The 8,000-nt window shown below is 67.5% G+C and carries 6 protein-coding genes and 1 riboswitch; of the genes, 4 read left to right on the top strand and 2 right to left on the bottom strand.

Annotated features, from left to right (window positions below; genetic code table 11):
- Window positions 1-80, bottom strand: a riboswitch (SAM riboswitch). This riboswitch is flagged as partial in the annotation.
- 98 nt (window positions 81-178) lie between these two features.
- On the bottom strand, window positions 179-1,663 hold the full coding sequence (locus M6444_RS19420; protein WP_298331243.1) for a methyltransferase: 1,485 nt from the start codon (window positions 1,661-1,663) through the stop codon (window positions 179-181).
- 149 nt (window positions 1,664-1,812) lie between these two features.
- Here M6444_RS19420 and M6444_RS19415 point away from each other — a divergent pair, with 149 nt between their 5' ends.
- Together M6444_RS19415 and M6444_RS19410 are read left to right on the top strand one after the other, a co-directional pair.
- Window positions 1,813-4,389, top strand: a complete 2,577-nt coding sequence (locus tag M6444_RS19415) for a hypothetical protein (protein WP_298331242.1) — start codon at window positions 1,813-1,815, stop codon at window positions 4,387-4,389.
- Between the two features lie 140 nt (window positions 4,390-4,529).
- On the top strand, window positions 4,530-5,747 hold the full coding sequence (locus tag M6444_RS19410) for a TerC family protein (protein WP_363326435.1): 1,218 nt from the start codon (window positions 4,530-4,532) through the stop codon (window positions 5,745-5,747).
- On the opposite strand, the gene M6444_RS19405 is transcribed toward M6444_RS19410, so the two are convergent.
- On the bottom strand, window positions 5,736-5,882 hold the full coding sequence (locus M6444_RS19405) for a hypothetical protein (RefSeq protein ID WP_298331239.1): 147 nt from the start codon (window positions 5,880-5,882) through the stop codon (window positions 5,736-5,738). The genes M6444_RS19410 and M6444_RS19405 overlap by 12 nt on opposite strands.
- 180 nt (window positions 5,883-6,062) lie before the next feature.
- On the opposite strand from M6444_RS19405, the gene M6444_RS19400 reads away from it, so the two are divergent.
- Both M6444_RS19400 and M6444_RS19395 read left to right on the top strand, forming a co-directional pair.
- Window positions 6,063-6,695 (top strand): GyrI-like domain-containing protein, encoded by a 633-nt coding sequence (locus tag M6444_RS19400; RefSeq protein WP_298331238.1) that lies wholly within the window; start codon window positions 6,063-6,065, stop codon window positions 6,693-6,695.
- Between the two features lie 33 nt (window positions 6,696-6,728).
- Window positions 6,729-8,000: NAD(P)/FAD-dependent oxidoreductase (locus M6444_RS19395; protein WP_298331236.1), on the top strand; the 1,272-nt coding region annotated here is incomplete at its 3' end.

The raw sequence follows: 8,000 nt of genomic DNA, 5'->3' as shown, positions 1-8,000 counted from the left end.
CAGGTCTTCACCCGGGGCACCCCACCGCGGTGGAGGGTTGCCGGTCAGCAAGCCGGGGCTTGACGCTGACACTCATGACCTTGGTCCCTGACGATAAAGGCGATACAGCCCTCATGTCCATTCAGCGGTCGGTTTGATCTCACATCGTGAGCGCCCGGCCGGTGTTGCCCCGGAGTACTCAGCCGTCGGCGAGCGCCAGATACCCCTCCGCGGTGAGCTCGCGCACCCTGGGTAGCAGGTCGGCACGCAGGGCGACGGCGTCCACGCCGAGTACGTGGGCCAGGGCGTCGATGATCCGCCCGACGGGAAGCGTGCCGTCGCAGGCTCCGACGAACCCGGCCTCGGCCGTGCCGACCGTCACCGCGCGCATCAGGCCGCGATGCTGGCGCAGCACGATGTGTTCGGGATCTTCGTCGCCGGGGCGGCCGATCTGCTCTTGGACGACGTCGCCGGCGACGACCAGCGTGGCGTCGAGCAGTGCCTCGTCCCGTCGGCGCAGCACGTCGGCCCGGTCGAACCAGGCGTCGATCGCCGGGCCGAGGGGCTGTTCCACCGCATGCGGCCAGTTCTCGATCCGTACCTGCGGGTCATCGGAGCCGGAGGCACGCAGGTTCACCCAGCCGAACCCGATGCCTTCGACGTCGTGCTCGTCGAACCATGACAACCACGCCTCGTACCGGCGGGCGTAGTCCGGCTGGCCGGCCTCGCCGGCGTCGCGCAACCACAGCTCCACGTACTCAGCCGGGTCCTGCACCTCGCGCTGGATCACCCACGCGTCGCACCCGGTCGCGGCCACCCAGCCGCCGAGGCGTTCGGTCCAGTCCTCGCCTCGGACGTGCATCCAGTTGGCCAGCGACTGCAGAACGCCGCCGTCGCTCAAGCGGGCGGCGCCGTCGACCACGACCCGCCGGGACACCTCGTCGCCCGGCAGACCGCCGTCGCGGTACACGTGCGTACCGGCCGGTGAGATCACGAACGGCGGATTCGTCGCGATGAGATCGAAGGACTCGTCGCGCACCGGCTCGAACAGGCTGCCCGCGCGCAGATCGACGTCGATGCTGTTGAGGCGTGCGGTCATCGATGCCAGGGCAAGCGCACGGGGGTTGACATCGGTGGCGACCACCGTGTCGCAGTGACGGGCCAGATGCAGCGTTTGGACGCCACACCCGGTGCCGAGGTCGAGTGCCCGCCGCGCCGGCCGGCGAATCGTGAGCTGCGCGAGGGTGCTCGATGCGGCGTTGAGCCCGAGAACGTGATCGTCGGGGATCCGGTCCCGCTGCCCGTCCATGCCCGGCGTCAGGTCAGCGACGACCCACCAATCGCCCGCATCGTCGGCGTAGGGGCGTACGTCGACGGCGGCGCGCACCCGGTCGCCGTCAGCAGTCAGGATCCCACTGGTGACCAGCGCATCGACCGGCAGGACGGCGTCGAGGGCCGTCCGGCGCACCGCGTCCTGCAACGGCCAGAGCCGCGTCAACACCGCAGCCGGTGAGTCGTCGCCGACGACGAGGCGTCCAGGGGTCGTCTCGTTGCGGTCGAGTGCGGCCGCGGCCCGTGGTCCGAGCACCTCGCGCACGGTGTCCACGGTGTAATCGGCGGCGCTCAGGGCGTCACGGAGTCGGGCGATGTCGTCGTCGGCCAGGCTCGGCTGTGGTGTCGTCACGGTGACATTCTCGCGGGCGTCCGTCGCCAGCCGGTTGGGTGCCGGATCGTCCGGTCTGCACGCTTCAGGACCGTCTTGACACGATCGATACGATTTCCGGAATCGACAATTGCAAGCGATTGCAGTCGCCGGACGATCGAGGAGGCACGGTGCGCAGAGCCGGACCACGCAGGCGAGCCGGGGCAGTGGTCGGAGCCGTGCTCCTGATCGCCGTGTCGGCACCGACGGCCGTTCCGGCCGGCCCGGCCGCGGACGGGATCGACGTACCCGAGCCGCGAGTGCAGACCGAGGACCTTCTCATCGCCAACCACAGCTTCGAGGACGGGTTGGCGAACTGGTCGGCGTCGAACGGCCGGGGCGAGCCGCCGGGCGAACACTGCGACGACGCTGCTCGGATCACCACCGATTGGGCCAGCGCGGGTGAGCAGAGCCTGCAGTTTCCGGGCCAAGCCCCGTGTGTCGTCGCCGGTGCTGTCAGCGAGCCGGTCGAGGTCGTGGCGGGCGAGCACTACAGCGCCTACGCCGACACCGCCGGTTCCGGGAAGGCCGCGCTGGGGCTGCGGTTCCTCGACGAGTCCGGTGACGTGATCGACTCCGTCCATGGCGAGCGGGTCGCCGCCGGTGACGTCGTGCAGATCTCCGGTACGGCGCCGGCCGATGCCGCCGCCGTCGCCGTCGAGCTCGCTGCGCAGAAGACGGTCCAGTTCGACAACGTCCTCGTCACGGCGCCGTTCACCGCGACCGGGAACCAGATCACCAACCGAGGCACCTTCCTGGCCATGGCCGCCGGGTACGACCAGAACGGCCGCGCGGTGACGTTCACGGTCGCGACGGGCTCGGCCGCGGACTCCGCCGTGCTCATGGTCACCGACATCGTCGAGCAGCGCGTCACCCAGACGGTGAAACTGCCCGGTGTCACCGGCTCGTGGAGCATCGAGCAGAACCCGGTGACCGGGGTCGTCTACATCGCCGGCTACGGCGCACCCGGGCTGTACGAATGGCAGCCAGGCGACGAGGCGGCGCAGCGGGTCGGTACCCCGCCCATCGACCACCTCGGCATGATGTACGGGCTGACGACGACGCCCGAGGGGGTGCTGTACGGAGGTGCCTGGGGCGAGCCCACGGTTGGCTATGCAGGCGCCCAGTTGTGGCGATACGACGACGACGGATTCGAACGGTTCGGCCCGGTGCTGACCGACGATGCCAACTACACCCGCGCTGTGGCCTACGAGGCGCAGAACGAGGCGCTGTGGGCGGGTACCGGCACGGTCCCGCATCTCTACGGCTGTGACACCGACGGCTCGTGTCAGGACTTCACCCACCTGCTCAACGACGACATTCTGGCCAAGCCGTGGGTCTACGGCATGACCGCCGGCAGCGGGTACGTCCAAGTCTGGGCCGGCGACAGCAACAGCACCGGCGGCGACTATCTCATCGTCCTGCGGACCTGGCGGGACGACGCCGGGACGCTGCAGGCCGAAGTCGTCCACGAGGTGCCGGGCGTGATCTACAACGGGGCCACCCCGGTCGTGGACGACAAGGTCTACTACACGGTCGCCGGTGAAGAGGGTCTTCCGCTGCACTCCCTCGACGTGGTGACCGGTGAGGAGTCCGTCATCGCCGACGCGAAGGGCGAGATCTTCTCCCGTGCGTGGGAGATCATCGATCTCCGCGACCCCGAGTGGCCCGGCCCGTCGGTCGTCGGCTTCAACTCTCAGGCCAACCTCGTCGCGTACAACATCGAGACCGGCCGATTCGCCCGGACCGAACTGGACGGGGTGCCCGACGTCGCGCTCGGGGTGAACGACCTGGTCGACGGACCGGACGGGCGCATCTGGAGTGCGGCCTACATGAGCGGCGGCACCGGCGCGTACGAACCGATGCGCTCGGACGAACAGCAGTCGTGGAACGTCGGGCGGCAGGCGGAATCGATGATCGCCTACCAGGGCAGGATCTACCAGGGCACCTATCCGAACGGCGACATCACGACCTACGTCCCGGCCGACATCGTGGACGGGCAAGAGCCGGCGACGGTGTGCCGGATCGGCGCCGGGCAGAACCGGCCGTACGGGTTGCTCGGCGTCGGCGACCGGATCTATTACGGGTCGCAAGCCGAGTACGGCCACGACATGGGCGCCATCGGGTACGTGGACCTCGACACTGGGGAGTGCACGACGTTCACCGAGCAGGTGGGGCACTACTCGGTGAACACGCTGACCGCGGCCGACGGCCTGGTGTTGGGCGGCACGTCGATCTTCTTCTCCTGGGACGGCGAGCCGATCGAGGACGAGGGCCAGTTGTTGATCTTCACCGAGGCCGACGAGACCATCGAGGTCCGTGATCTACCGGTGCGCGGCCTGCGTTCGCTCGACGCGCTGGTCACCGACTCGGACGGCACCGTGTGGGCGTACGCAGCAGGATGGCTCTTCGGCTACGATCCGGCAGCCGACGAGTGGATCTCGCAGGAGGAGATCTTCCCGGACTGGAAGCCCGGCGATCGCATCCCCGGCAATTACGCCACCATGATCGAGCACGAGGGCCGCATCTACGGCAACGCCGCCGGCCGGCTGTTCTCGTTCGATCCGGATGCCGCTCGCGCCGGCGCCGCCGACGTCGAGGTGCACATCCAGGGTCTCGGGCCGCGCCTGATCGCCGACGACTACGGCCACCTCTACACCCTGTACGGCTCGACGCAGCTGATGCGGATCAACCCGGACGCACTCTGACCGTTCTACGAACGCCTGAGCTGACGACACGACCATGGCGACACGACCACGGGTGGGTGGTGCCCCCGTCCCGGTGATCCGGGGCGGGGGCGCCGTGGTTCACAGGTATGGACGTCGCCTGGGCCGGGTACTGCCCGGGCATGAACATTCCAGAGGCGGCGTGGGTCGCGTCAGTCGCGTTGATCGTCGCCCTACTGGCTTACGATTTCGTGTTTCACGTGCGCAAAGCGCATGAGCCGGCGCTGCGCGAGGCTGCGGTGTGGTCAGCGGCCTACGTCGGCATCGCCCTGGCGTTCGGTGTCGTGGTGTGGATCTTCGGCGGCTCCACCATGGGCACGGAGTACTTCGCCGGCTACGTGACCGAGAAGGCGCTGTCGGTGGACAACCTGTTCGTCTTCCTCGTCATCATGTCCAGCTTCAAAGTGCCACGGGCCGATCAGCAGAAGGTGCTGTTGTTCGGTATCACGTTCGCGCTGATCGCCCGGACGGCTTTCATCTTCGTGGGCGCGGCGCTGATCAACACCTTCGCCTGGGTCTTCTATCTGTTCGGGCTGCTGTTGTTGCTCACGGCGGGAAATCTGTTCAAACCCGAGTCGTCCGAGGAACACCAGGCGGACAACTTCGTCGTCCGGCTGGCGAAGCGGTCGGTCCGGACCACGGAGAACTACGACGGCGACAGACTGTTCACCGTCGAGAACGGCACACGGGTGATGACCCCCATGCTGGTGGTGATGATCGCCATCGGCGGCACCGACATCATGTTCGCCCTGGATTCCATCCCCGCGATCTTCGGGCTGACCCAGAACGTGTTCCTGGTGTTCACCGCCACCGCGTTCTCGCTGCTCGGGCTACGGCAGCTGTACTTTCTCATCGACGGTCTCCTGGACCGGCTGATCTACCTGTCGTACGGGCTGGCAGCGATCCTGGGTTTCATCGGCGTGAAGCTGATCCTGCACGCGCTGCATGAGAACAACGTCGCGTTCATCAACGACGGCCAGCCGGTCGATGTCACCGAGATCAGCACCGGGTTGTCGCTGGGCGTGATCTTGGCCGTGCTGACGATCACGACACTGGCCTCGCTGTACTCCGCCCGGGGACGGGCGCAGAACGCCGTCGCGGGTGCTCGTCGGCATGCCCACGAGTACTTGAACCTGAGCTATCACACCGACCCCGCTGAACGCGAGAAGAAGTTCGCCATGCTGCGGGCCGAGGAAGAACAGATCAGGGCCCTTCCGGAGAAGTACCGCGCCCGAATCCGGGAAGAGCACCAGTTGTTGGAGCTCATCCGGGCCGCGCACGACGAACACGACGCGCAGACGGCCGGCGCGGTGAGTTCTCAAGCGTCGTCACGCGAATGAGCCGATCAGCGCCAGGAGCGCCAGGCCCAGCAGTAAGACGCCGGCGACAGCGACGAACACGAACCACGGCGGAGCGCCGCGGAACGGTGGACGCTTTTGTGCTCGTTCGCGATGGTCGTCGGCGCTGTCGTTCACGTGATCCTCATTTCGCTGTGCATCCTCGCTGATCCTCAACCGTGTTCGACAGCACGTACCCGAGGTCCGGCTCTTCACACGCAGGCTGAACTCGCGGGCCTATCCTCCCGAGTAGTGCGACCGCTCGATCACGAAACTCTGGACGAAAGGATCGGCTCGCCCCGCGAGTCCTGGTGACCGATGACGGAGAAGATCGACTTCAAGAAGGAGCTCGACGCTTATCGCGCGAAACGCGACGAGATCCGGATCGTCGACGTGCCTGAGTTGCAGTACCTCATGGTCGACGGGCATGGCGATCCCAACACGTCGCCGGCCTTCACCGAAGCAGTCGAGACGCTGTATCCGGTCGCCTACGCGTTGAAGTTCGCGAGCAAGCGAACGCTCGGGCGCGACTACGTCGTCATGCCGCTGGAAGGTCTGTGGTGGGCCGACGACATGGAGGCCTTCACCGTTGCGCGGGACAAGTCCCGGTGGGACTGGACGTTGATGATCATGGTTCCGGACTGGATCGACCAGGACATGTTCGCCGCCGCCGTCGAGCAGGTGGCGGCGAAGCAGCGGCCGGCGCGCCTCGACGAGCTCCGGCTGGAGACGTTGTCCGAGGGGCGGTGCGTGCAGGCTCTGCACGTCGGCCCGTACGACGACGAAGCAGGTCTGCTGCACCGGATGCACCACGAGTTCATTCCGGAACACCGGCTGCGCATGGTCGGCAAGCACCACGAGATCTATCTCAGCGATGCCCGCAAGGTGGCCCCGGAGAAGCTCCGCACCATCCTCCGCCAGCCGGTAGTGTCAGTGGACAGCGGCGTGTGATCGACGCCGGTGTTTGTGGGTACGGAGCCCGTCATGAACGCATCCGCGCAGGTCCAGCGTCGTCAGAAGCCCCATGTCGTCGTGGTGGGGGGTGGGTTCGCCGGGCTCCGCGCGGTGCGCGCACTGCGGCATGTCGACGTCGACGTGACGCTGATCGACCGGCACCCCTACAACACGTTCTATCCGCTGCTCTACCAGGTCGCGACCGCCACCCTGAATCCCGGTGACATCACCTACTTCCTGCGCGCGGTGCGGGCGCGGCAGAAGAACATGCGGTTCGTCAACGGCACCGTGACGGCCATGGACCATACGGCCCGCGAGATCGTCCTGGACAACGGCGGCGTCGTCGTCTACGACCACCTGGTCGTGGCTGCGGGCGTGGCGGCGAACTACTTCGGCATCCCCGGTGCAGCCGAATACGCGCTGCCGATGTACACGCGGACGCAAGCCTTGGCGATGCGCGATGCCATCTTCACCAAGCTGGAGCAGGCGGCCGTCAGCGGCCAGGAAAGCGACCTGCGCGTCGTCGTCGTCGGTGGCGGCGCGACGGGGGTGGAGACTGCCGGTGCACTGGCCGAGCTGCGCAACAACGACATGCCGGCCACGTATCCCGAGTTGGATCCTCGCCGCACCCACATCACGCTGGTGGAGATGCTCCCGACGGTGCTCAGCCCGTTCGTTCAGCGGCTGCGTGACTACGCCCACCGTTCTCTGCGGCGGCGCGGGGTCGATCTGCGGCTGGGCGCGGCGGTGAAGGAGGTCCGGCCCGACGGCGTGGTGATCGGTGACGACGAGGAGTTCCTGCCCGCGGGCGTCGTGGTGTGGGCGTCCGGCGTGACGGTGCACGAAAGCGTGTCGAAGTGGGATCTGCCGCAGGGCAAGGGCGGGCGCATCGTCGTCGACGACCATCTGCGCGTGGAGGGCCTCGACAACGTGTATGCCGTGGGCGACATCGCTGCCGAAACGGGCGACCGGGCGCTGCCCCAACTGGCGCAGCCGGCGATCCAAGGCGGTCAGTACGTCGGTGAGCAGCTCAAGAGGAAGCTGCAGGGTGGCGAGGAGATGGACCGGTTCGAGTACCGGGACAAGGGCATCCTGGCCACCATCGGGCGTAGCTCGGCGGTCGCGCAGATCCCCCGGGTCCCGCCGTTGACCGGATTCCCCGCCTGGGTCGTCTGGACCGCCGTGCACCTGTTCTACCTGCTCGGCGGCCGCAACCGGCTGGCCACGATGGTCAATCTCGGCGCGCGCTATCTGTTCTGGCGGCGCAACCACAACGCGATCGTCGGTGACACGCCGAACATC

Origin of the sequence: Haloactinopolyspora sp., from assembly GCF_027324685.1 — a bacterium.
In the GTDB taxonomy this organism is placed as follows: Bacteria; Actinomycetota; Actinomycetes; order Jiangellales; family Jiangellaceae; genus Haloactinopolyspora.
Note: the sequence above shows the minus strand (reverse complement) of the source record. Positions and strands in the feature narration are given on the sequence as shown.

Excerpts from the sequence above, each read along its gene's own strand:
- M6444_RS19410 (WP_363326435.1), top strand. The coding sequence starts at position 4,530 with ATGAACATTCCAGAGGCGGCGTGGGTCGCGTCAGTCGCGTTGATCGTC.
- M6444_RS19400 (WP_298331238.1), top strand. The coding sequence starts at position 6,063 with ATGACGGAGAAGATCGACTTCAAGAAGGAGCTCGACGCTTATCGCGCG.